This is a genomic window from Streptomyces monashensis (genome assembly GCF_001866665.1).
Classification (GTDB): Bacteria; Actinomycetota; Actinomycetes; order Streptomycetales; family Streptomycetaceae; genus Streptomyces; species Streptomyces monashensis.
Map to the genome: position 1 here is coordinate 34,003 of NZ_MLYO01000020.1, position 22,934 is coordinate 56,936.

22 protein-coding genes are annotated in these 22,934 nt (G+C 71.8%); 8 read left to right on the plus strand and 14 right to left on the minus strand.

Going from position 1 to position 22,934, the window contains the following annotated elements; all coding sequences use genetic code 11:
* Positions 1-88: 88 nt before the first annotated feature.
* The 4 genes from BIV23_RS12305 to BIV23_RS12320 all read right to left on the minus strand — a co-directional run bounded on the left by BIV23_RS12305 (position 89) and on the right by BIV23_RS12320 (position 4,363).
* The gene (locus tag BIV23_RS12305; protein ID WP_177239870.1) at positions 89-1,474 is read right to left on the minus strand and encodes a hypothetical protein; all 1,386 of its coding nucleotides are present in this window, start codon (positions 1,472-1,474) and stop codon (positions 89-91) included.
* Positions 1,464-2,027: a DUF6114 domain-containing protein gene (locus tag BIV23_RS12310; protein WP_071380842.1), complete on the minus strand. Its 564-nt coding sequence runs from the start codon at positions 2,025-2,027 to the stop codon at positions 1,464-1,466. The genes BIV23_RS12305 and BIV23_RS12310 overlap by 11 nt, the downstream gene beginning before the upstream one ends.
* 115 nt (positions 2,028-2,142) lie before the next feature.
* Positions 2,143-2,775, minus strand: coding sequence for a DUF6230 family protein (locus BIV23_RS12315; RefSeq protein WP_071380843.1), 633 nt, complete (start codon positions 2,773-2,775; stop codon positions 2,143-2,145).
* A gap of 619 nt (positions 2,776-3,394) precedes the next feature.
* Positions 3,395-4,363 carry a tetratricopeptide repeat protein gene (locus BIV23_RS12320; RefSeq protein WP_071380844.1) on the minus strand — a complete coding sequence of 323 codons (969 nt, stop codon included), beginning with the start codon at positions 4,361-4,363 and terminating at the stop codon, positions 3,395-3,397.
* Positions 4,364-4,586: 223 nt separating this feature from the next.
* Between BIV23_RS12320 and BIV23_RS12325 the strand changes: the two genes are divergently transcribed.
* A complete protein-coding gene (locus tag BIV23_RS12325; protein ID WP_071380845.1) occupies positions 4,587-5,204 on the plus strand; it encodes a TetR/AcrR family transcriptional regulator in 618 nt (205 codons plus the stop codon).
* 22 nt (positions 5,205-5,226) lie between these two features.
* Here the strand turns inward: BIV23_RS12325 and icmA are convergent, their stop codons facing one another.
* From icmA to BIV23_RS12345, 4 genes are all read right to left on the minus strand, one after another.
* Positions 5,227-6,927 carry a coenzyme B12-dependent isobutyryl-CoA mutase large subunit gene (gene icmA / locus BIV23_RS12330; RefSeq protein ID WP_071380846.1) on the minus strand — a complete coding sequence of 567 codons (1,701 nt, stop codon included), beginning with the start codon at positions 6,925-6,927 and terminating at the stop codon, positions 5,227-5,229.
* A gap of 91 nt (positions 6,928-7,018) precedes the next feature.
* A complete protein-coding gene (locus tag BIV23_RS12335; RefSeq protein WP_071380847.1) occupies positions 7,019-7,357 on the minus strand; it encodes a DUF3817 domain-containing protein in 339 nt (112 codons plus the stop codon).
* Between the two features lie 55 nt (positions 7,358-7,412).
* Positions 7,413-7,934 carry a MarR family winged helix-turn-helix transcriptional regulator gene (locus tag BIV23_RS12340; RefSeq protein ID WP_071380848.1) on the minus strand — a complete coding sequence of 174 codons (522 nt, stop codon included), beginning with the start codon at positions 7,932-7,934 and terminating at the stop codon, positions 7,413-7,415.
* An 11-nt stretch (positions 7,935-7,945) separates the two neighbouring features.
* Complete coding sequence (locus tag BIV23_RS12345) at positions 7,946-9,184, minus strand: MFS transporter (protein ID WP_071380849.1); 1,239 nt, start codon at positions 9,182-9,184, stop codon at positions 7,946-7,948.
* Between the two features lie 82 nt (positions 9,185-9,266).
* Here BIV23_RS12345 and BIV23_RS12350 point away from each other — a divergent pair, with 82 nt between their 5' ends.
* Positions 9,267-10,247 (plus strand): ArsR/SmtB family transcription factor, encoded by a 981-nt coding sequence (locus BIV23_RS12350; protein WP_071380850.1) that lies wholly within the window; start codon positions 9,267-9,269, stop codon positions 10,245-10,247.
* 12 nt (positions 10,248-10,259) lie between these two features.
* Here the strand turns inward: BIV23_RS12350 and BIV23_RS12355 are convergent, their stop codons facing one another.
* The 3 genes from BIV23_RS12355 to BIV23_RS12365 all read right to left on the minus strand — a co-directional run bounded on the left by BIV23_RS12355 (position 10,260) and on the right by BIV23_RS12365 (position 11,748).
* Complete coding sequence (locus BIV23_RS12355) at positions 10,260-11,012, minus strand: SRPBCC family protein (RefSeq protein WP_071380851.1); 753 nt, start codon at positions 11,010-11,012, stop codon at positions 10,260-10,262.
* Positions 11,013-11,113: 101 nt separating this feature from the next.
* Positions 11,114-11,407, minus strand: coding sequence for an MTH1187 family thiamine-binding protein (locus BIV23_RS12360; RefSeq protein ID WP_071380852.1), 294 nt, complete (start codon positions 11,405-11,407; stop codon positions 11,114-11,116).
* The gene (locus tag BIV23_RS12365) at positions 11,404-11,748 is read right to left on the minus strand and encodes a DUF3817 domain-containing protein (protein WP_071380853.1); all 345 of its coding nucleotides are present in this window, start codon (positions 11,746-11,748) and stop codon (positions 11,404-11,406) included. Before BIV23_RS12365 ends, BIV23_RS12360 begins: the two co-directional genes overlap by 4 nt.
* 159 nt (positions 11,749-11,907) lie before the next feature.
* On the opposite strand from BIV23_RS12365, the gene BIV23_RS12370 reads away from it, so the two are divergent.
* The 4 genes from BIV23_RS12370 to BIV23_RS12385 all read left to right on the plus strand — a co-directional run bounded on the left by BIV23_RS12370 (position 11,908) and on the right by BIV23_RS12385 (position 14,577).
* Positions 11,908-12,540 carry an AIM24 family protein gene (locus BIV23_RS12370; RefSeq protein WP_071380887.1) on the plus strand — a complete coding sequence of 211 codons (633 nt, stop codon included), beginning with the start codon at positions 11,908-11,910 and terminating at the stop codon, positions 12,538-12,540.
* 2 nt (positions 12,541-12,542) lie between these two features.
* Positions 12,543-13,193 carry an AIM24 family protein gene (locus BIV23_RS12375; RefSeq protein ID WP_071380854.1) on the plus strand — a complete coding sequence of 217 codons (651 nt, stop codon included), beginning with the start codon at positions 12,543-12,545 and terminating at the stop codon, positions 13,191-13,193.
* Positions 13,190-14,008 carry an AIM24 family protein gene (locus tag BIV23_RS12380; RefSeq protein ID WP_071380855.1) on the plus strand — a complete coding sequence of 273 codons (819 nt, stop codon included), beginning with the start codon at positions 13,190-13,192 and terminating at the stop codon, positions 14,006-14,008. Before BIV23_RS12375 ends, BIV23_RS12380 begins: the two co-directional genes overlap by 4 nt.
* A gap of 92 nt (positions 14,009-14,100) precedes the next feature.
* On the plus strand, positions 14,101-14,577 hold the full coding sequence (locus BIV23_RS12385) for a MarR family winged helix-turn-helix transcriptional regulator (RefSeq protein ID WP_071376406.1): 477 nt from the start codon (positions 14,101-14,103) through the stop codon (positions 14,575-14,577).
* On the opposite strand, the gene BIV23_RS12390 is transcribed toward BIV23_RS12385, so the two are convergent.
* The 3 genes from BIV23_RS12390 to BIV23_RS12400 form a co-directional block, all read right to left on the minus strand.
* Positions 14,552-15,766: an MFS transporter gene (locus BIV23_RS12390; RefSeq protein ID WP_071380856.1), complete on the minus strand. Its 1,215-nt coding sequence runs from the start codon at positions 15,764-15,766 to the stop codon at positions 14,552-14,554. The two genes, BIV23_RS12385 and BIV23_RS12390, sit on opposite strands and share 26 nt — an antisense overlap.
* A 151-nt stretch (positions 15,767-15,917) precedes the next feature.
* Positions 15,918-16,874: a methylmalonyl Co-A mutase-associated GTPase MeaB gene (gene meaB, locus BIV23_RS12395; RefSeq protein WP_071380857.1), complete on the minus strand. Its 957-nt coding sequence runs from the start codon at positions 16,872-16,874 to the stop codon at positions 15,918-15,920.
* A gap of 34 nt (positions 16,875-16,908) precedes the next feature.
* Entirely contained in the window at positions 16,909-18,108 is a 1,200-nt protein-coding gene (locus tag BIV23_RS12400; protein ID WP_071380858.1) for an acetyl-CoA C-acetyltransferase, read from the minus strand.
* Positions 18,109-18,256: 148 nt separating this feature from the next.
* Between BIV23_RS12400 and mce the strand changes: the two genes are divergently transcribed.
* The gene (gene mce, locus BIV23_RS12405; protein WP_071376410.1) at positions 18,257-18,697 is read left to right on the plus strand and encodes a methylmalonyl-CoA epimerase; all 441 of its coding nucleotides are present in this window, start codon (positions 18,257-18,259) and stop codon (positions 18,695-18,697) included.
* 208 nt (positions 18,698-18,905) lie between these two features.
* Entirely contained in the window at positions 18,906-22,820 is a 3,915-nt protein-coding gene (gene scy / locus BIV23_RS12410; protein WP_071380859.1) for a polarized growth protein Scy, read from the plus strand.
* Positions 22,821-22,934 lie beyond the last annotated feature (114 nt).

A 22,934-nucleotide genomic window follows, 5' to 3' on the forward strand; every position in this document is an offset into this window, starting at 1 on the left:
GGGCCCCGTACGGCACCGAGGGCGCCCCCTGGGATCCAGGGGGCGCCCTCGGCTTTTGTGCGGCTCCCGAACGGGCTTGTGCGACCGGTCAGTTGTCGGTCGTGTAGACGTGCATCCCGGGCACGTGCAGGTTGCCGCCGAACTGCGCGGCCTGGACGACCTTCACGTTGGTGAAGTAGATCAGCGGGATGTTCAGCGGCGGCGGGCTGTCCGGGCTGAAGGTGATCGGGATCAGGCCGAACAGATTGCCCGAGATGCTCTCCGTGTACATCGTCGTGGAGCCGCCGGTGATGGTGGACGTCGATCCCTTGGACGCCTGCACGTGGTAGACCTTGCCGGACAGCCTGTCGTTCACCGTCTGGTGCAGGTCACCGATGTCCGTGCCGCCCGAGATGACGTACTTCAGCACCTTCTTGGTGGTGCCGGACGCCGTCTTCACCTCGACGATGCCCTGGTAGTCGGCGCTCTTGAGCAGCAGCGAGCTGGCGCTCAGGTACCAGGGGTCGTCCGCCACCGGCACCTGGTTGTCGACGCCGCTCTGGCCGGTCGTGGCCGCCGGGCAGTCCCCCGCCGGGGTGCCGGCGCTCGCCGACGGGCTCGGGGTCGCCGACGCGGCCGCGTCCTTCGCCGCCTTGGTCGTGTCGGCGACCGTCTTGGACACCGTGCCGGTGGCGTTCTTCACCGTGTCCGTGACGTTCTGGCCCGCCTTGGAGACGGTGCCCTTGACCGTGTCGGTGAGCTTGGAGCCGGTGGACCCCGAGGAACCCGCCGACGCGTCCTGAGTGGCCGACGCCTTCGGGGACGCACTGGCCGACGGGGTCGCCGACGGCGAGGGGCTCGCGGACGAGCCCGAGTCCGTGCCGCCGCCGAGCAGGCCGCCGAGCGTGTCGCCGATGGTGCCCAGCAGGCCGCCGCTGCTCTTGGACGCGGACGGCGTCGGCGAGGCCGAGTCGCTGCCCGAACCCGAGGAGCCCGAACCGGAGGAGCCCGAGGTCGCGCTCGGCGTCGGCGTGGCCTTGTCGCCGGAACCTGAATCCGACGAAGAGGACGACGAAGACGACGAGGACGTGCCCGAGCCCTTCGTGCCGTCGGCCGCCTTGCCGTCCTTCGCGCCGGCGCTCGCCGAGGGCGACGGCGTGGCCGAGTCGGACGCGCTCGCGGAGGCGGACGGCGTCGGCGAGGCCGAGCTGTCCTTGCCGGCCAGCTGCTTGACGCAGTTCTTGTACTCGTCCGCCGTCAGGCTCTTGGAGGTCGTCGACGGGGACGGGCTGCTGCCGCTGTCGGCGAGGGCGAGCGTGGACGTGAAGCCCATGCCCATCAGCACCGCGGTCGGCATCGCCACGGAGGCTATCGCCTTGCCCGCGGGCATGTGGAACCTGGTGAACAGCGGCTTTCTGGGTGCCGCGTGGCGGGGCCCGGTTCTCTCACGGGACCCGTCCACCTCGGTCTCGCGGGTCGCCTCGTCAGCCGGCACTGTGCCTCCCGTTCGCCCCGTTGGCCGGGCTCGTTCCTGACAGGTCGTTCTGGCCCGCGCCGTCCGCGGCCGTGCCCTGGTCGAAGCCGTAGGGGGCCTCTCCCGGCGCCTCTCCCCCGGCCGGGGGAGTGTCCTGCCCCGGCTGCGGCTGCGGGGGAACCCCCGGCGCCCAGGACACGGCCATCGCTCCGCCGATCAGGGCGAGCAGGAAGCCCATGACGAAGCCGCCGAAGTTGGACACGGGGAGGGACACGAGCGCCAGCAGGATCGCGGCGACTCCCGCGAAGGTCCGTACGTGCTTCTGGAACCAGAGGCTGACGCCCAGGACGACGAGCAGCACACCGATGATCAGGGACCCGGCACCGGCGGTGGTCGCCATCGCCAGCGTGAGATGGCCGATCTGGAGATGCGCGTACGGGAAGTACATGATCGGAAAGCCGCCGAGCAGGACGAACAGACCGGCCCAGAACGGACGCGCACCACGCCAGGCGCGGAACTGCTGCCTCCGGTAGGTGAACTGGCCGGGGTGGGCGGCAGGGGTCTCGGCGCTCATGGAAAACAGCTCCCTGTTGCGGTGTTGCTGTGGTGGTGATGTACCCCGGACGCGAAGGACGTCCGGGGAGTGGACGGGCGGGGGCGCCACCGGCCCCCCGCCCGTCATCGAGTGCTCAGTAGCACTCGTGCGTTCCCGTGGACACCGACATGTGCAGACCGCTGAGCTTGAAGGTTCCGGCGGTGGTCGCCCACGCCGTCTGCTTCACGTTCGTCAGCGTGGCCGAGTCGGCCTGCTGGGCGAACCCGTAGGGGTTGGACTGCTCGCTGCCGCCCTTCATGCCCGGACCCTTGCCGGCGTCCTTGGCGGCCACACCGATGTCGATGTTGTTGAACGTCGCGTCGGCGCTCAGGTCATCGAGGTCGATGTAGAGGTTCGACGCCTCGACCGGAGCGTCCGCGCCGGCCTTCAGCGTGAGGCTGACCGAGCCGAACACCGGGATGTTCGGCGTGACGACGGACTGGCACATGTTCTTGATCTTCGCGGACTTGAACGCCGAGACGGCGACGGGGTGAGCCGTCTTCTGGCCGTCGAGCGTGTAGCCCGAGTCGATCGCTCCGTACTGTTCGAAGCCCGTGCCGTCGAGCCGGTCCGCCGTCACCTTGAACGACTGGCCGGAGACGCTGAACGACGCGGCGAGAGCGCCCTGCGCGAGGGCGACACCTATGCACGCCGTGGCGGCGACGCTGGGCACCATGACCACAGCGAACCGCTTCCATCTGGTCCCGCCACGCACCTGGGACTCCATATTTCCTCCTTCTCGGACGTACATCTCCTGGCCCGGAAGCCGCGGTGGACGGCTCGGCCGGACAGGGATGGGAGAAGTGCTACGTCCTCGGAAGGGGAGCGCCTGCGCTCGGTGGCGCGACATGCGCCACAATCACCGGCGATCACCCCCGAGCGACAACCACTGGTCGCGCCTGACACGCATCACGCACAACCTTGCTGGACAGGCTTCGCCGGCCGGCGAAGACCCCCCTGCCCAAGAGCCGGCGCCACTGCCGCCGGCTCTGCCCGGTGGGGACCCAGAGTCTCCCGCGACCCGACCGGTTGCCGGGGTGCGGAATTGGACCGAGCGTCGCCGATCGTGGTGCATTCTCGCCCGTGACACAAGGGGCTTCGTTACTCGGTAGTAACGGGGGGATAACCGTAGGACGACCCGCCGATCTCGGAGCGCGACACACGGTTGCAACTCTGGGCAGAGCAAAGCCGTTGATCCCTGGACGAAACCAGACAGATCAACGGCTTTGATTTACTCCGAGTAACAGCGGCCGCGATTACCAAGATTTGGTAAAGCAAGACCGCCCTGACGACTCGTCGGCAAATCTTTCACCCCGGCATCACAAGCCGTGGCGTTTAGTGACTGGTCAGAACAGCGCCCGGGCCAACGCCCTGCGCGCCCCGACCACCCTCGGGTCCTCCTGGCCCACGACCTCGAACAGTTCCAGCAGCCGCAGCCGTACCTTGTCGCGGTCGTCGCCCGCGGTGCGGCTCACGGTCTCGATCAGGCGCCCGAAGGCGTCCTCGACGTGCCCGCCCACCAGATCCAGGTCGGCCGCGGCGATCTGCGCGTCGGCATCCTTCGGCCGCTCGGCGGCCTCCTGACGCACCTTCTGCGGGTCGAAGCCCTGCACCCGCTGGAGCAGTTCGGCCTGCGCCAGGCCGAGCTTGGCCTCCGGGTGACCCGGGTCGTCGGCCAGCACGTTCTGGTACGCCCGGACGGCACCGGCCAGGTCGCCGGCGTCCAGGGCGTCGGCCGCCGCGTTCAGCGCCGCGTCGTACGGCCCCGCCTGCTCCTGCGCGGGCGCCTCGCCGGGCGTGGCGTCCGGGTCGACGGTCAGGCCGGTGAGCCCGAAGCGCTGCTCGGCGACCTGCACCAGCTGGTCCAGCGTCTCCCGGATCTGCTGCTCGCCTGCCGCACCCTGGAAGAGGGGCAGCGCCTGGCCCGCGACGACGGCGAACACCGCCGGGATGCCCTGCACCCCGAACTGCTGCATCAGCATCTGGTTGGCGTCGACGTCGATCTTGGCGAGGAGGAAGCGCCCGTTGTACTCGACGGCGAGCCGCTCCAGGACCGGGCTCAGCTGCTTGCAGGGCTGACACCACTCGGCCCAGAAGTCGATGACGACCGGGACCTCGGCGGAGCGCTGCAGGACATCGCGCTCGAAGCCCGCCTCATCGACGTCGATGACGAGATCGGCCGGGGCGACGGCCCCCGTGCCGCCCTGCCGGGCGGCCTCGGCGCGCGTCTGCTCGGCCTTGGCCTTGGCCTCCTGGGCCGCCTTCACCGCGGCGAGGTCGACGACGCCGCTCATGGACATGTTCCGTGGCTGCATGCGTCTATCCTCCCCCGTCACCGCGCCGGAATGAAAAAGTCGTGCGCCGGGGCGCCGGGTCCCCACCCCACGCCTCATGATCAGGCCCGCGTACGTCCGTCACGGGCCGCGCTCACGCGTTTTCGCTACGACTCGTAGCGTAATGCCATGAGGACCCCGCGCGACACCACGCCCCGGTGATCTCCCTCACGACACCACAGGACCCGCCGGTTATGGTCGAGGGATGCAGAGCCGCACCCCCGCCAGCCGTGCCGGGCGCCCGCGCGACCCCGCCGCGGACGCCGCGATCCTGGCCGCGACCAGGCAGGCGCTGGTGGAACTGGGCTGGTCCAAGCTCACCCTGGGAGACGTGGCGACACGGGCCGGGGTTGCGAAGACGACCCTCTACCGCCGCTGGGCCGGCAAGAACGAACTGGTGGTCGACGCGGTCGCCGAACTCTTCGACGAACTGGAGCTGCCCGACCGCGGCAGCCTGGCCGACGACATCGAGGGCGTGGTGCTCCAGTTCGCGGCGATCCTCGCGCGCCCGGAGGCCAAGAGCGGCCTGATGGCGGTGGTCGCCGAGGCCACCCGCGACGACGCCCTGCGCGAACGCATCCGCAGCTCCATCGTGGAGCGGCAGATGCGTCTGGTCCTCCAGGGCCGCGCGCGGGCGCAGAAACGCGGCGAACTCCCGCCGGAACCCGATCCGCGGGAGGCCGCCCGCACGGTGGACCTCATCTTCGACGTGGTGGCGGGTGCGGTGGTGCACCGCACCCTGGTCAGCGGCAAGGCGGCGGACGAGGAGTGGGTGCGCAGCTTCACGCGCGTCCTGATCGGCGGACTGGCCTCGTCCGCCTGACCCCTGTGTCCGCAGCGCGCCCTCAGAAGCCGGCCGGCTCCGTGTACACCCCCCACTCGTCGCGCAGCGCCCCGCAGATCTCGCCCAGCGTCGCCTCGGCGCGTACGGCGTCCAGCATCGGCTCGATCATGTTGGAGCCGTCGCGGGCCGCGGCCAGCATGGCGTCGAGGGCGGTCCGTACGGCGCTCTCGTCCCGGGCGGCCTTGCGCGCGGCGAGCGCCCGCACCTGCTCGCGCTCCACCTCGTGGCTCACCCGCAGGATCTCCAGGTCCCCGGTGACGGACCCGGTGTGGACGTTGACGCCCACGACCCGCTTGTCGCCCTTCTCCAGCGACTGCTGGTAGCGGAAGGCGGACTCGGCGATCTCGCCGGTGAACCAGCCGTCCTCGATCCCGCGCAGGATCCCGGAGGTGATCGGGCCGATCGGGTGCCGCCCGTCGGGGTGCGCCCGCAGGCCCCGCTCCTTGATCTGCTCGAAGATCTTCTCCGCGTCCGCCTCGATCCGGTCGGTGAGCTGCTCGACGAACCACGAACCGCCCAGCGGATCGGCCACGTTGGCGACGCCGGTCTCCTCCATCAGCACCTGCTGCGTGCGCAGCGCGATCTCGGCCGCCTGCTCGCTCGGCAGCGCGAGGGTCTCGTCCAGGGCGTTGGTGTGCAGCGAGTTGGTGCCGCCGAGCACCGCCGCCAGCGCCTCCACGGCCGTACGGACCACGTTGTTGTACGGCTGCTGCGCGGTCAGCGAGACGCCGGCGGTCTGCGTGTGGAAGCGCAGCCACTGCGCCTTCTCGCTCGTGGCGCCGTACACGTCGCGCATCCAGCGGGCCCAGATGCGGCGCGCGGCGCGGAACTTGGCGATCTCCTCGAAGAAGTCCAGGTGCGCGTCGAAGAAGAAGGAGAGGCCGGGCGCGAAGACGTCGACGTCCAGACCGCGGCTGAGGCCGAGTTCGACGTACCCGAAGCCGTCCGCGAGCGTGTACGCCAGCTCCTGCGAGGCCGTGGCCCCGGCCTCGCGGATGTGGTAGCCGGAGACGGACAGCGGCTTGTAGGCGGGTATGCCGGCCGCGCAGTGCTCCATGAGGTCGCCGATGAGGCGCAGATGCGGCTCGGGCTGGAAGAGCCACTCCTTCTGCGCGATGTACTCCTTGAAGATGTCGGTCTGGAGCGTGCCGTTGAGGACCGCCGGGTCCACGCCCTGGCGCTCGGCGGCGACCAGGTACATGCAGAAGACGGGCACGGCGGGCCCGCTGATGGTCATGGAGGTCGTGACGTCCCCGAGCGGGATGTCCTTGAACAGGACCTCCATGTCGGCCGCGGAGTCGATGGCGACGCCGCAGTGCCCGACCTCGCCGAGCGAGCGCGGGTCGTCGGAGTCGCGGCCCATCAGCGTCGGCATGTCGAAGGCCACGGACAGTCCGCCGCCGCCGGCGGCCAGGATCATCTTGTAGCGCTCGTTGGTCTGCTCGGCGTTGCCGAACCCGGCGAACTGGCGGATCGTCCAGGTGCGGCCCCGGTATCCGGTCGGATGGAGCCCGCGCGTGAAGGGGTACTCCCCGGGCCAGCCGATCCGCTCGAATCCCTCGTACGTGTCTCCCGGCCGGGGTCCGTACACCGGCTCCACGGGATCGCCGGAGAGCGTGGTGAAGTCAGCGTCGCGCTTGCGCGCGGCGTCATAGCGGGCCTGCCAGCGCCGGCGGCCTTCCTCGATGGCGTGAGCGTCCATACCCTCGAATTTACTTGGACGTCCTAGTAAATGTCGATGGCTGACCGCCGTACGGTGTCCGTACGGCGGTGTGACGGCGCTCGCGTCGCCCCTACGCCTTGGCGACGGCCGGGGCCGGGTCGGCGACCTTGGCCTCCAGCTCGCGGCTGATCTTCCGCTCGACGAAGAAGGCGGCCGTCGGGATCGTGCCCGCGAGCAGCACCCACAGCTGCTTGCCGACCGGCATCTTCGTCTTGGAGCCCAGGTCGAAGGCGACGACGAGGTAGACGACGTACAGCCAGCCGTGGGCGATGGCGACGACGCGCGTGACGTCGGCGGCACCGCTGATGTCCAGCCCGTACTTCGCGATCATGCTCAGGCACAGCAGCACCAGCAGGACACCCGTGGTGTAGGCCATGACGCGGTAGCGGGTCAGCACGCTCTTCTTCATGCCCACGAGCGTAACCACCCGTTCCGGGAGATCTTGGCCGGGGTCGGCCGTCGTCTCAGCCGTCGTCCCGGTCGTCGTCGAAATCGTGGGCCGCGACCCGCAGCGGGCGGAACATCGCGAAGATCTCCGCGCACTCCTCCGCGTCGTACACGCCGAGCCCGAAGTCCATGGCCATCAGGTCACGGGTGGCCGCGTCGACCACCTCGCGGCCCTTGTCGGTGATCACGGCGAGGGTGCCGCGGCCGTCGTTGGGGTTGGGCCGCCGGGCCACCAGACCGGACTTCACCAGCCGGTCCACGGTGTTCGTCACGGAGGTGGGATGCACCATGAGCCGCTCACCGATCTTGGACATCGGCAGCTCGCCGGCCTTGGAGAAGGTGAGCAGCACCAGGGCCTCGTAGCGCGCGAAGGTCAGCCCGTACGGCTTGACCACCGCGTCCACCTCGGCGAGCAGGATCTGCTGCGCCCGCATGATCGAGGTGATCGCGGCCATGGACGGCACGTTTCCCCAGCGCTGCTTCCAGAGCTCGTCGGCACGGGCGATGGGGTCGAAGGGGAGGCTGAGAGGCTTCGGCACGTCACCAGACCCTACCGGCCGGTCATATCCGGGGCAGCCCCGTCTCGGTCCTCGGTCGCCCGGACCGCCAGGGCCAGCCCGCAGCAGCACAGCACACCGAGCACGCCGGCCCCCGTCACCGCCGCCCGCACCCCCACCACCTGCGCCGCCACCCCGGCCAGCGCCATGCCCGCGCCCTGGACGGTCATCAGCCCGGCGCCGAGCACGGTCATGGCCCGCCCGCGCAGCTCGTCGGGCACGGCCCGCACGAACCTCTGGTCGAGGCCCAGGGTGTACGCCTCGCCGGCTCCGGAGACCAGCAGGAGCAGCAGGGACACGACGAGCCCGGGGTGCAGGGCGAAGCCGAGATAGGGCAGCAGGGCCAGGCACAGGAGGGGCAGCGCGACGCGTTCCCGGGTCGCGGGCACGAGGCGCGCTCCGGCGAACAGCTCACCGGCCACCGTGCCGACGGGCAGCGCGCACATCAGCAGCCCGAGCCCGGCGGAGCCGCTGCCGAGCACGTCGGCGTACGGCGCGGCCAGCGCCTCGGGGACGACCCCGAACGCGGCCGGGAGCCAGCAGGCGAGCAGCAGGACCCGGATCCGGCGGTCCCCGGCGAGCCGGCGCAGGCCGGGCGGGGCCTGCGCGCCGTCGTGGGTGCGGGCGGGCCTGCACCGGGTGCCGCAGCGCAGCAGGGTGGCGGAGCCGAGGAAGGTGGCGACGGTGATCAGCAGGGCGTGGCGGGGCGTGAGGACCGTGAGGAGGAGCCCGCCGAGACCGTAGCCGACCAGCAGGGCGCTCTGGGCGACGATCCGCAGCAGGGAGCGGCCGAGCACGAACAGGTCGCCGCCGCCGAGGACATCGGCGAGGGTGGCCATGCGGGTGCCGGCGAACACCGGGGAGACGACGGCGAGCGCGCAGCGCAGCGCGAGCAGGACGCCGATCCCGGTGCCCGGCACCGTCATCAGGGCCACGCAGCCCGCGCACACCAGGTCGCAGACGACCAGCACCCGGCGGGCCGGGAAGCGGTCGGCGACCGGTGCGAGCAGGGTGCCGCCGACGGCGTACGGCAGGAAGCCCAGGGCGAAGGTGAGCGCGCTCAGCAGGGGTGAGCGGCTGAGGTCGTAGACGAGGACGGACAGCGCGATCTCGCTGACGATGACGCCGAGCATGGACAGCACGTGCGCGGCGAAGACGGCCCGGAACTCGGGCACGGCGAAGACACGGCCGTAGCCGGCGGGCGCCGGGGCCGTCTGCGGTGGTGCGGACATGCGGGGAGCGTGGCGGAGGACGGCCTCAGGCCGTAGATTTTCGGCTCCAGCCGAATCTTCGTGTCCCTTGAGGAGGTGGCCCGTGCCCTCACGCCTGCACTTCGGCGACGCGGACTTCCTGCGCTGCCGGTTCGCCATCTCGCCGATGTGGGAGACGCAGGAGGCCGTGCGCACCCTCAAGCGCCCGGACCGGCACGGCTATCACGCGCCCTGGCTGCGCCGGATCCGCGCGGCCGCGGCCGGGCTCGACCTCGGCCCGCTGTGGCTGCTGATGCCCCGCCGGGGCCACTCCCCCGACTGGCTGGGGCCGCCGCCGATCGGCCCGGCGGCGACGTTCGAGGAGGAGATCGCGGCCGTACGGGCCTGCGACCCGGTGGCGGCACGGGAGGACACCGCCCTGGCCCTGGCCTGCACCCCGGGCGCGCTCGGGTCGCCGCGGGGCCGGGCCTGGCTGGCGGATCCGGCCCGCATGATCGCGGAGCTGGCGGACGCCGTCGAGGAGGCCTGGCGGGTGCTGATCGAGCCGGACTGGCCCCGGCTGCGGGCCCTGCTGGAGGCGGACGTCGCCTTCCACTCGCGCAGGCTGGCCGAGGTGGGCCTCGGCACGCTGCTGCCGGAACTCGACCGGCGGCTGTCCTGGGACGGGCGCACACTCACGCTGGCCCTGCACGGGGAGTACGCCCGCGACCTCGCCGGCCAGGGCCTGGTGCTGATGCCGAGCGTGTTCTCCTGGCCCGACGTGGTCACCGGCTTCGAGCCGCCGTGGCAGCCGACGGTGGTGTATCCGGCCCGGGGGCTGGCGGGGCTGTGGACGGATCCGGGCGAGCGGACACCCGCGGCGCTGGTACGGCTGCTGGGCGCGAACCGGGCGGCCGTCCTGACCGCGCTGGACGAACCGTCGGCCACGACCACGCTGGCCCACCGGCTGGGCCTGGCCCCGTCGTCGGTGTCGTCGCACCTGACGGCGCTGCGGGACGCAGGTCTGCTGACGTCGCGGCGGTACGGCCATCACGTGCTGTACGAGAGGACGCCGTTGGGGGTGGCGCTGGCGGCCGGGGGCTGAAAACCCGGGTCGTCAGCCGTACTGCTCCAGCATGCGCAGCACCCGAGGCGCCCGCGCCTCCCCCGCGGTCTCCCGCTCGCACCTGCGCGCCGCCGGCGTGCACCCGAGCGGCGCGGTGAACAGCGCCAGCGAGATGGCCACGACCAGCAGCAGCGGGCACAGGTACGCCACGGTGTCCGCGAACGACCCGAAGAGCGTGAGCAGTGACTCCAGTCCGAGCCCGGGCAGGCACACCGTGAGGACCAGCGCGCGGACCGTCAGTTCGGCGAGCCAGTTGGCCAGGGCCCGCTCGGGGGTGATGCCCCGCTCCAGCCAGAGCCGCAGCCGGTCCAGGGACCAGGCCGTGGCCCAGCCGGTCAGCGGCCGGAACAGCACCCGGTCGGCGACCGCGCCGAAGGCGCCCCAGCGGGGGCGGTAGTCGAAGCCGGTGACGAGGCGGACGCCGTGGGCGTCGGGCACGTAGCGCCAGTAGCCGCGTGCCTCGGCGATCAGGGACAGCGGGTGCGGAGCGAAGAAGCGCACGGCGGAGGTGCGGGTGCCGTCGGGGCGGTCCGTCTCGTCCGCCGCGTGACCGGTGCCGGACACGGTGAGAAACGGCAGCACGCGCGCGGTGCAGGAGAACCGCCGGGGCTCACCCGCCGCGCCCGGCAGTTCCTCGATCGCGGTGAACCGGAGGTCCCAGCGCCGGTGGGCGTCGGGATCCTGGGTGCGCGCCCACACCGTGTCCAGGTCCGCGCATATGTGTGTCTCCATGCCGAGACTCATGGTGTTCCCCCAGGTCAGAACGTGCTCTGAAATGATCGCTCAGAACATCGACAGGGGAACGTACAACGCGGTGGGCGTGCCGCCCAAAACGAGGGGTCCGGTCAGCCGGCCAGGTGGCGTTCGACGGTCTCGACCTTGGAGGTCAGACCGTCCGTCACGCCGGGCCGGAGGTCGGCCTTGAGGACGAGCGACACGCGCGGGGCGCGCTGCTCCACGGCGGCGACGGCGCGCCTGACGACGTCCATCACCTCGTCCCATTCGCCCTCGATCGAGGTGAACATGGCGTCGGTGCGGTTGGGCAGCCCCGACTCCCGCACCACGCGGACGGCGTCGGCGACGTACTCCCCCACGTCCTCGCCGACGCCCAGGGGCGTCACGGAGAAGGCGACGATCATGCGCCCACGACCCCTTCCTTACGGGCACGCGCGGCGATGACCTCGTCCTCGGCGGCACGCTTCAGCTTGCGCTCGGCGAAGAAGCCGCCGGTCGGCAGCACGGACAGCACGAAGTAGAGGAGGCCGGTCCTCAGCGGCCACTTGGTGCGGTTCCAGGCGTCCGCCCAGAAGATCACGTAGAGGATGAAGAGGACGCCGTGGACCCCGCCCATGACGGGGACCGCGTTGAAGTCCGTGGTCCGCTTCAGCACCGAGCAGACGAGCAGGATCAGGAAGGACACGGCCTCCGGGGCCGAGACCAGACGGAGACGGCGGAGGGCGGTGGCGGTCTTGATGTCCACAGGTCACCTTCGGTGGGGAGTCGTCGACGCTTTGTGAATGCGTGCACAAACGTTGCCCCATTGTGGCAAACGCCTGCCCTAGGGGTCCGCTCAGGGTCGGTGTCCACCCAGAGGCCCTGGTCCGTCCACCCGCACCGCCGCTAGTTTCACTGCGTGGCGATGTTCCGACTTCAAGGCAGCAAGGTGCTCGCCGTCGAGATGACCGGGGACGCCGTGAAGGCGAAGAACGGCTCGATGGTGGCGTACGACGGAAGGATGTCCTTCAAGAAGCTGACGGGCGGGGGTGAGGGGCTGCGGGGGATGGTGACCCGCCGGCTGACCGGTGAGCAGATGACGGTGATGGAGGTGAAGGGGCAGGGCACGTGCTGGTTCGCGGACCGCGCCTCGGAGATCAACCTCGTGAGCCTGACGGGCGACAAGCTGTACGTCGAGTCGAGCAACCTGCTCGTGACGGACGCCGCGCTGCGCACGGGGACGACGTTCACGGGACTGCGCGGCGCCTCGCAGGGCAACGGCCTGTTCACGACGACGGTCGAGGGGCACGGGCAGGCGGCGCTGCTGTCGGACGGACCGGCGGTGGTGCTCCGGGTCAGCCCCCAGTACCCGCTGACCGTGGACCCGGGCGCGTACATCGCCCACCAGGGAAACGTGCGCCAGTCCTTCCAGTCCGGCGTGACGTTCCGCACGTTCCTCGGGGAGGGCGGCGGCGAGGCGTTCCAGATCCGGTTCGAGGGCGACGGGCTGGTCTACGTGCAGCCGAGCGAGCGGAACACGATCGCGGGGGATCTGTAGAGATGGCGTTCCGGGAGATCAACTCCAAGATGGTCGAGGCGACGGTGCTGCCCGGGCAGCGGCTGTTCAGTCAGCGCGGGGCGATGCTCGCGTACCGGGGGGACGTGTCCTTCACGCCGAACGTCCAGGGCGGTCAGGGCGGGCTGATGTCCATGCTCGGGCGCCGGGTGACGGGCGAGGCGACCCCGCTGATGTCGGTCGAGGGCAGCGGGACCGTCTTCTTCGGGCACGGCGGCCACCACGTCCACGTCATCCACCTCACGGGAGACACCCTGTACGTCGAGGCGGACCGGCTGCTCGCCTTCGAGGGCACGCTGCGGCAGGGGACGATGTTCATGGGCTCGCAGGGCGGGGTGATGGGCCTGGTCCGGGGCCAGGTGACCGGCCAGGGTCTGTTCACGACGACGCTCCAGGGGCAGGGCTCGGTCGCCGTGATGGCGCACGGCGGCGTCTTCGAGATCCCGATCACCCCGCAGCACCCGGTCCATGTCGACCCGCAGGCCTACGTCGCCCACCACGGCGAGGTGCGCAACAAGCTGTCGGCCGCGCTCGGCTGGCGCGAGATGGTGGGCCGGGGCTCGGGCGAGGCGTTCCAGCTGGAGCTGAGCGGCAGTGGCACGGTGTTCGTCCAGGCGTCGGAGGAAAAGCTGTGAGCACGTACGGAACGCCGGGTGCCGGACCGACCGGACCGGTCGTGCACGACCCGATGACGCTGCCCGCCGACGACAACGTGAACGCGTACACGTTCTGTGTCGAGCTGAAGAGCGGGCAGTGGTTCCTGCAGAAGGGGAAGATGATCGCCTACTACGGGGCGATCGAGTTCAACGGGATCGGACACGGGCGACTCGACCGACTTGTCCGTACCTCGTTCCATTCGCCACTGCACGCGAGCGACTGGGTCGTGGCCGAGGGCTCGGGCAGGATGCTGCTCGCCGACCGGGCCTTCGACGTCAATTCCTACGACCTCGACGACGGGAACCTGACCATTCGCGCGGGCAACCTGCTCGCTTTTCAGCCAAGTCTCGCGCTGAAGCAATCGATCGTGCCGGGTTTTCTGACCCTTATCGGAACCGGAAAGTTTGTGGCCGCATCTAACGGTCCGGTGGTGTTCATGGAACCTCCGATCCGGGTCGACCCGCAGGCGCTCGTCGGGTGGGCCGACTGCCCGTCCCCGTGCCATCACTACGACCACGGGTACCTGACGGGCGTACTGGGCGGTCTACGTGCGATGACGGGCCTCGGCGGGGTGTCCGGCGAGGAGCACCAGTTCGAGTTCGTGGGCGCCGGGACGGTCCTGCTGCAGTCGTCGGAGAGCCTGATGGACGAGACGGCGACGGGGGCCGTCCCGGCGGAACCGGGCGTGCCGGGAGGTGGCGTTCCGGGTCCGGGCGGACACGGTCAGCAACCGCCGGGCGCACCGCGCCTTCCCGGACAGCTGGGAGACCTCCAGCGTCGCTTCGGGCTGTGAGCGGTAGTCTGCGGAGTGTGACATCGAACGCGTGCGCACTGTCACATCATCCAAAGTAGTTCGGCATTCAACTTCTTAGGTAGACTTCATTCATGGAGACCGAGACGGCCACGCGCTGGCTGACCGATGCGGAGCAGTGCGCTTGGCGCACCCACCTGGAGGTCAACAGGCTGTTGACGTACCAGTTGGAGAAGGATCTTCAGCCGTTCGGCCTGACGATGAACGACTACGAGATCCTCGTGAACCTGTCCGAGTCCGACGACGTACGCATGCGGATGAGCGACCTCGCCTCCGCCACGCTTCAGTCCAAGAGCCGGCTCTCGCACCAGATCACGCGGATGGAGAACGCGAACCTGGTGCGCCGTGAGAACTGCGAGTCCGACCGGCGCGGGCTGTACGCGGTGCTGACCGAGCACGGCATGGAGACGATGAAGAAGGTGGCGCCACATCATGTCGCCTCCGTGCGACGGCATTTCATCGATCTGCTGTCGCCGGAGGCGCTGACGGAACTGGACAAGGCCCTGAAGCCGATCGCCGAGCATCTCAGGGGACAGCGGGGACGTCCCTGAGCCCGCCGCGGCCCGACCGGCCGAGGGTGCCGACGGCGCCGGCCAGCGCCGTGGCGCCCGCCAGGGCGAAGCACACCGGGAGCGGAAGCCGCCCGATCAGCAGGCCCGTCGCCAGCGCCCCGCCTGAACTCCCCGCGTTCACGGCCGTGTTGACCCACGCGCCGGAGCGGGTGCGGGTGCCCTCGTCGGACAGTTCGTCGGCCAGCAGATAGGCCGTGGTCAGGGTCGGCGCGATGAACGCGCCCGCCAGGACCATGGCCCCGGTCAGGGTCCACATGTCCGGCGCGAGACCGGCCACCGCCACCACCAGGCCCAGGCCCGCACCGAACCCGCGCAGCCGCACGCGCGCCGAGGCCCGCCACCGCACCGCCCCGTTGACCAGCCCGCCCACCGCGCTGCCCGCCGACAGCGCGCCCAGCACCCACGGGACCAGGGCGGTGTCACAGGAGTGCCGCGAGGCGAAGGCCATCACCAGCAGGTCCACGCCGCTCAGGGCGAGCCCCGCGCCGGCGGCCACGGCGACCGGGGTCAGCAGACCACGGGCCGTGCCGCCTCGCCGGCCGCCCGGCGCGGGGCGCGGGCCCGGGAGTGCGGGGGACGTGACGAACGCGGCGGTGCCCGTCACGACCAGGACCGTGCTCAGCAGGATCCCGGACGCCGGCGGGGCGACACCGGTCAGCGCGCCGACCAGGGCCGGGCCGGAGACGTAGAGCAGTTCCTCGGCGACACCGTCCAGGCTGTAGGCGCGGGCCAGCATGCCCGGATCGGGGGCCAGTTCGGCCCACACCGCGCGCATCGTCGGCCCCAGCGGCGGCGCACACGCGCCCGCGAGGGCGGCGAGCGCGGCGACGGTCACCGAGGGTGCGCCCCGTTGCCAGGTGGTGGTGGCCAGGGCGCACAGCAGGATGCCGTACAGGGCCGCCATGGGTGGCAGGGCGCGGCGTGCGCCGTACCGGTCGATCAGGGATGCGCGCAGGGGCATCAGGAAGACGGTCGTGGCGCCGAACAGGGACAGCACGGTGCCGGAGACGGCGTAGGAGCCGGTGGAGCGCGTGACGGACAGCAGGACGGCCAGGGAGACCGTGCCGTAGGAGAGGCGGCCGGTCAGGGCGGAGGCGAAGGCGCGGCGGGCGTGCGGAAGGCGCAGCACGGCGGCGTACGTGGGCCGCGCGGGGGCGTGCGTGGACATGCGGATGTTCCTCTGGTCGAGGCGGAGGAGGGGACACCGAGGGACGCGACGGCCGGCCGTTCGTACGGCCTCGCGGTCCGGTGCGCGCTCTACGCCAGGAAGAGGGACATGCGGGTCAAGATACCGTCCCCTCAAGGGAGTTGGCCAGCGCTCAGCCCTGGGTCAGGCCCGCGACCAGTTCGTCCGCCGCGCGGTAGGGGTCCAGTTCGCCCGCGACGATGCGCTCGGCCAGGGCGCTGAGGCGGCGGTCGCCGTGCAGGTCGCCGATGCGTTCGCGCAGGGCCGTGACCGCGATGGTCTCCACCTCGCGGGCGGCGCGGGCCCGGCGGCGTTCGGCGAGGACGCCGTGCTCCTCCATCCACGCGTGGTGCTTCTCCAGGGCCTCCACGACCTCGTCGACGCCCTGCGCGCGTGCCGCCACCGTCTTCACGATCGGCGGGCGCCAGTCGCCGGGGGCGCGGGCCTCGCCGAGGCCGAGCATGTGGTTCAGCTCGCGGGCCGTGGCGTCGGCGCCGTCCCGGTCCGCCTTGTTGACGACGTAGACGTCGCCGATCTCCAGGATGCCCGCCTTCGCGGCCTGGATGCCGTCACCCATCCCCGGGGCCAGCAGCACGACCGAGGTGTCCGCCTGGGAGGCGATCTCGACCTCGGACTGGCCGACGCCGACCGTCTCGACGAGGACCACGTCGCAGCCCGCCGCGTCGAGGACCCGGATGGCCTGCGGGGCCGCCCAGGCCAGGCCGCCCAGGTGGCCGCGGGTGGCCATGGAGCGGATGTAGACCCCGGGGTCGGAGGCGTGGTCCGACATCCGCACCCGGTCGCCGAGCAGGGCGCCGCCGGAGAACGGGGAGGACGGGTCGACGGCCAGGACGCCGACCCGCTTGCCCTGTTTGCGGTACGCCGTGACGAGTGCGGAGGTCGAGGTGGACTTGCCGACGCCGGGCGAGCCGGTCAGGCCGACCACGTAGGCGTTGCCCGTCAACGGGGCCAGTGCCGCCATGACCTCCCTGAGCTGCGGGGACGCCCCCTCCACCAGGGAGATCAGCCGGGCCACGGCACGCGGCCGGCCGTCCCTGGCCTGGGCCACCAGAGAGGAGACGTCCTGCATCAAACAGCTCCGTTCACTCGGGGGAGAGTACTGCTTACGCCTTCGGTACCCGCACGATCAGGGCGTCGCCCTGGCCGCCGCCACCGCACAGCGCCGCCGCGCCGGTACCGCCGCCGCGGCGCTTGAGCTCCAGCGCCAGGTGGAGCACGAGACGGGCACCGGACATGCCGATCGGGTGGCCCAGGGCGATGGCGCCGCCGTTGACGTTCACCTTTTCCGTGGACACGCCGAGGTCCTTCATTGACTGCACGGCGACCGCGGCGAAGGCCTCGTTGATCTCGATCAGGTCGAGGTCGGCGACCTCCAGGCCGTCCTTCTTCAGGGCGTGCAGGATGGCGTTGGACGGCTGCGACTGCAGGCTGTTGTCCGGTCCGGCCACGTTGCCGTGCGCGCCGATCTCGGCGAGCCACTGAAGGCCCAGCTCCTCGGCCTTGGCCTTGCTCATCACGACCACGGCCGCCGCACCGTCCGAGATCTGCGAGGAGGTACCGGCCGTGATCGTGCCGTCCTTGGCGAAGGCCGGGCGCAGCTTGCCCAGCGACTCCACCGTGGTGTCGCCGCGGATGCCCTCGTCCTTGCTGAAGACGACCGGCTCGCCCTTGCGCTGCGGGATCTCGACCGGGGTGATCTCGGCCTCGAAGACGCCGTTCTTCTGCGCGGCGGCGGCCCGCTGATGGGACAGCGCGGCGATCTCGTCCTGCTCGGGACGCTTGATGCCGAGGCGCGTGTTGTGCTTCTCGGTCGACTCGCCCATGGCGATGCCCTCGAAGGAGTCGGTCAGGCCGTCGTGGGCCATCGCGTCGAGCATCTCGATCGCGCCGTACTTGAAGCCCTCACGGGACTTCGGCAGCAGGTGCGGGGCGTTGGTCATGGACTCCTGGCCGCCCGCGACCACGATGTCGAACTCGCCGGCGCGGATGAGCTGGTCGGCGAGGGCGATGGCGTCGAGGCCCGACAGACACACCTTGTTGACGGTCAGCGCCGGGACGCTCATCGGGATGCCGGCCTTGACCGCCGCCTGGCGGGCGGGGATCTGGCCCGCACCGGCCTGCAGCACCTGGCCCATGATCACGTACTGCACCTGGTCGCCACCGATCCCCGCACGGTCGAGGGCGGCCTTGATCGCGACGCCGCCGAGGTCGGCGCCCGAGAAGGACTTGAGGGAGCCCAGCAGTCGTCCCATGGGCGTGCGCGCGCCCGCGACGATCACAGAGCTGGTCGTTCCAGAAGGCATGAGCTGCGATCCCCTTACCGGCCTGCGCGGCCGAGGAGTGAACGAGGGTTTACTTCGAATGTACTGATGGCACTCCGTGCCGTCATCGGCCCGTCGGTGTGATCGCGCGCACGTTGCGTAACCACCCGCAGGGCGCTGCACTGAATCCATGCTGACGCGAATCGACCACATCGGGATCGCCTGCCACGACCTCGACGCCACCGTCGAGTTCTACCGGGCGACGTACGGCTTCGAGGTGTTCCACTCCGAGGTCAACGAGGAGCAGGGCGTGCGCGAGGCCATGCTCAAGATCAACGAGACGTCGGACGGCGGCGCCTCCTACCTCCAGCTGCTGGAACCGACCCGCGAGGACTCCGCGGTGGGCAAGTGGCTGGCGAAGAACGGGGAGGGCGTCCACCACATCGCCTTCGGCACGGCGGACGTCGACGCCGACTCCGAGGAGATCCGCGGCAAGGGCGTCCGCGTCCTCTACCAGGAGCCCCGGATCGGTTCCATGGGGTCGCGGATCACCTTCCTGCATCCAAAGGATTGCCACGGTGTCCTGACAGAACTGGTCACTTCGGCCCCTGTTGAGTCCACTGAGCACTGACTGCCGTACATAAGGGCCGGTAGGGTTGGGGGCGGTCGTCCCTGAAGGCGGGGGCGGCCGCATGCCGGGGTCCGGGTTTTCGGGGGACGAGCGTCGGGGCAGCAGCCCGTGCTCCGCCGTTGATCTGACACCATTCCCCGGGGGCCCCGTTCGGCGGTTGGACGGAGCTCGTTGCAGAAGCTGACCAGGGGACGGATGGGACCGCGCAGTGCGGGGCTACGAGAGCCAGGAGCGAGAGCCGGCGGCTGACGTCGACCACCTCTCTCGGTTCGAGGCCGAGATGAAGCGGCTGAGGACCGAGCGGGAAAAGGCGATCCAGCACGCCGAGGACCTCGGCTACCAGGTCGAGGTGCTGCGCGCCAAGCTGCACGAGGCGCGCCGCACCCTCATGACCCGGCCCGCCTTCGACGGCGGCGACATCGGCTACCAGGCCGAGCAGTTGCTCCGCAATGCCCAGATGCAGGCCGACCAGCTGCGCCAGGAGGCGGAGCGGATGGCCGCGGAGGCCCGCGCGCAGACCCAGCGCATCCTCCAGGAGCACGCCGAGCAGGCCGCCCGGCTCCAGGCCGAGCTGCACCAGGAGGCGGTGACCCGGCGCCAGCAGCTCGACCAGGAGCTGGCCGAGCGCCGCTCGACCGTCGAGTCGCACGTCAACGAGAACGTGGCCTGGGCGGAGCAGCTGCGCGCCCGCACCGAGCAGCAGGCCCGCCGGCTGCTGGACGAGTCCCGCGCGGAGGCCGACCAGGCGCTGGCCGCCGCCCGCGCGGAGGCCGAGCGGCTGACCGACGAGGCCCGCCAGCGGCTCACGAACGACGCCGAGGCGGCCCGCGCGGAGGCCGAGCAGATCCTGCGCCGGGCCCGCACGGACGCCGAGCGGCTGCTGAACGCCGCGTCCACGCAGGCCCAGGAGGCCACCGACCACGCCGAGCAGCTGCGCTCCTCCACGGCCACCGAGTCGGACGCCGCCCGCCGGCAGTCCGCCGAGCTGAGCCGGGCCGCCGAGGAGCGGATGGCGGCGGCCGAGGAGGCGCTGCGCAAGGCGCAGGCCGAGGCCGAGAAGCTGGTCACCGAGGCCGAGCAGAGCGCCGCGAAGACCCTGTCGAGCGCCGAGGCCGCGAACGAGACGCGCACGCGCACGGCGAAGGAGCAGGTCGCCCGGCTGGTCGAGGAGGCCACCAAGGAGGCGGAGGCCACCCGCTCCGAGGCCGAGCAGCTGGTCGCGGACGCCCGCGCCGAGGCCGAGAAGATCGTCACCGAGGCCGCCGAGAAGGCCCGGACGATCACCGCCGAGGAGAGCGCGACCCAGCTCTCCAAGGCGGCCAAGACCGCCGAGGACGTGCTCGACAAGGCCTCCGAGGAGGCCAAGCGGACCACCAGGGCGGCCACCGAGGAGGCCGAGCGGATCCGCACCGAGGCCGAGGCCGAGGCGGACCGGCTGCGCGCCGAGGCGCACGACATCGCCGAGCAGCTCAAGGGCGCGGCGAAGGACGACACCAAGGAGTACCGCGCCAAGACGGTCGAGCTGCAGGAGGAGGCCCGCCGGCTGCGCGGCGAGGCCGAGCAGCTGCGCGCCGACGCGGTCGCCGAGGGCGAGTCGATCCGCGCCGAGGCCCGCCGGGAGGCGGTCACGCAGATCGAGGAGGGCGCCAAGTCCGCCGAGGAGCTGCTGGCCAAGGCCAGGGTGGACGCCGACGAGCTGCGCAAGAGCGCGACCGCGGACAGCGAGAAGGTCCGCACCGAGGCCATCGAGCGGGCGACCTCCCTGCGCCGGCAGGCCGACGAGACCCTGGAGCGCAGCCGTGCGGAGGCCGAGCGGCTGCGCGCCGAGGCCGAGGAGCAGGTCGAGACGGTCCGCACGGACGCCGAGAGTGCGGCGCGCGAGCTGCGCGAGGAGACCGAGCGCGCGATCGAGGCCCGCCGCGCCGAGGCCGCCGAGGAGCTGACCCGGCTCCAGACCGAGGCACAGGAGCGCCTGGACTCCGCCGAGCAGGCGCTCGGCGAGGCCCGCGAGGAGGCCACCCGGATCCGCCGGGAGGCCGCCGAGGAGGCCGAGCGGCTGCGCACGGAGGCCGCCGAGCGGATCCGCACGCTGCGGCAGCAGGCCGAGGACGAGGCCGAGCGGCTGCGCGACGAGGCCGCGGCCGACGCGTCCGCCTCCCGCGCCGAGGGCGAGTCCGTCGCCGTACGACTGCGTTCCGAGGCCGCCGCCGAGGCCGAGCGGCTGAGGACGGAGGCGCAGGAGAGCGCCGACCGGGTGCGCACCGAGGCGCAGGCCGCCGCCGAGCGGCTCGGCACCGAGGCCTCCGAGACGCTGGCCGCCGCGCAGGAGGAGGCCGCCCGGCGCCGCCGCGAGGCCGAGGAGACGCTCGGCTCGGCGCGCGAGGAGGCCGACCAGGAGCGGCTGCGCGCCCGTGAGCAGAGCGAGGAGCTGCTGGCCTCCGCCCGCAAGCGGGTCGAGGAGGCGCAGGCCGAGGCGGTCCGGCTGGTCGAGGAGGCCGAGCGGCGCGCGACCGAGATGGTCTCCGCCGCCGAGCAGCACGCCCAGCAGGTGCGGGACTCCGTCGCCGGGCTGCACGAGCAGGCGCAGGAGGAGATCACCGGGCTGCGGTCGGCCGCCGAGCACGCGGCGGAGCGTACGAGGCAGGAGGCCGAACAGGAGGCGGACCGGGTCCGCGCCGACGCCTACGCCGAGCGGGAGCGGGCGGGCGAGGACGCCGCCCGGATCCGCCGCGAGGTCGGCGAGGAGACGGAGGCCGCCAAGGCGCTGGCGGAGCGTACGGTCGCGGAGGCGATCGCGGAGGCCGAGCGGCTGCGCGCGGACGCGGGCGAGTACAGCCAGCGCGTGCGCACCGAGGCCTCCGACGCGCTCGCCGAGGCCGACCAGAGCGCGGCCCGCACCCGGGCGGACGCCCGCGAGGACGCCAACCGCATCCGCTCGGACGCGGCGACCCAGGCCGACACCCTGATCACCGAGGCGCGCAGCGAGGCCGAGCGGCTGACGACCGAGACGGCCGCGGAGGCCGACCGGGTGCGCACCGAGGCGCTGACCGAGGCCGAGCGGCTCCAGTCGGAGACCGTGGCCGAGGCGGACCGGGTGCGCGCGGAGGCGCTGGCGGGCGCCGAGCAGCTGATCGGTGAGGCCACCGGCGACGCCGAGCGGCTGCGCGCCGAGGCGGCGGAGACGGTCGGCTCGGCCCAGCAGCACGCCGAGCGGCTGCGGGCGGACGCCGAGCGGCTCCGGGCGGAGGCGGCGGAGGAGGCGGAGCGGCTCGTCAACTCCGCGCGCGAGGAGGCCGACCGGACGCTGGACGAGGCCCGCAAGGAGGCCAACAAGCGGCGCTCGGAGGCCGCCGAGCAGGTCGACACGCTCATCACGGAGACCACGGCCGAGGCCGACAAGCTGCTCACGGAGGCGCAGCAGCAGGCGCTGAAGACGACCGCGGACGCCGAGTCGCAGGCCGACACGATGGTGGGCGCGGCCCGCAGCGAGGCCGAGCGGATCGTCGCCGAGTCGACCGTCGAGGGCAACTCCCTGGTGGAGAAGGCCCGTACGGACGCGGACGAGCTGCTGGTCGGTGCCCGCCGCGACGCGACCGCCATAAGGGAGCGGGCGGAGGAGCTGCGCGACCGCGTCACGACCGAGATCGAGGAGCTGCACGAGCGGGCCCGCCGCGAGGCCGCCGAGACGATGAAGTCCACCGGCGACCGCTGCGACGCGCTCATCAAGGCCGCCGAGGAGCAGCTGGCCAAGGCGGAGGCGAAGGCCAAGGAGATGGTGTCCGATGCCAACTCCGAGGCGGGCAAGGTGCGTATCGCCGCCGTCAAGAAGGCGGAGGGGCTGCTCAAGGAGGCCGAGCAGAAGAAGGCCAGGCTCGTCAAGGAGGCCGAGGAGCTGAAGGCCGAGGCGATCCGGGAGGCCCGGCGCACGGTCGAGGAGGGCAAGCGCGAGCTGGAGATCCTGGTGCGCCGGCGCGAGGACATCAACGCCGAGATCTCCCGGGTCCAGGACGTCCTGGAGGCGCTGGAGTCCTTCGAGGCGCCGACGGCCGGCAAGGACGGCGGGGTCAAGGCGGGCGCCTCGGTCGGTGCCCCACGATCGGGTGGCAAATCGTCAGACGGGTAGCGTGTCGGGGACGTTCCGGTGTCTTCTGGGGGCTTTGCCCGGGTCGTTGGCAAGCTTTCCGGCCGTCAGCCACCCAAAAGGGGTCTCATTCTCCAGATCAAACACGTATCCGCG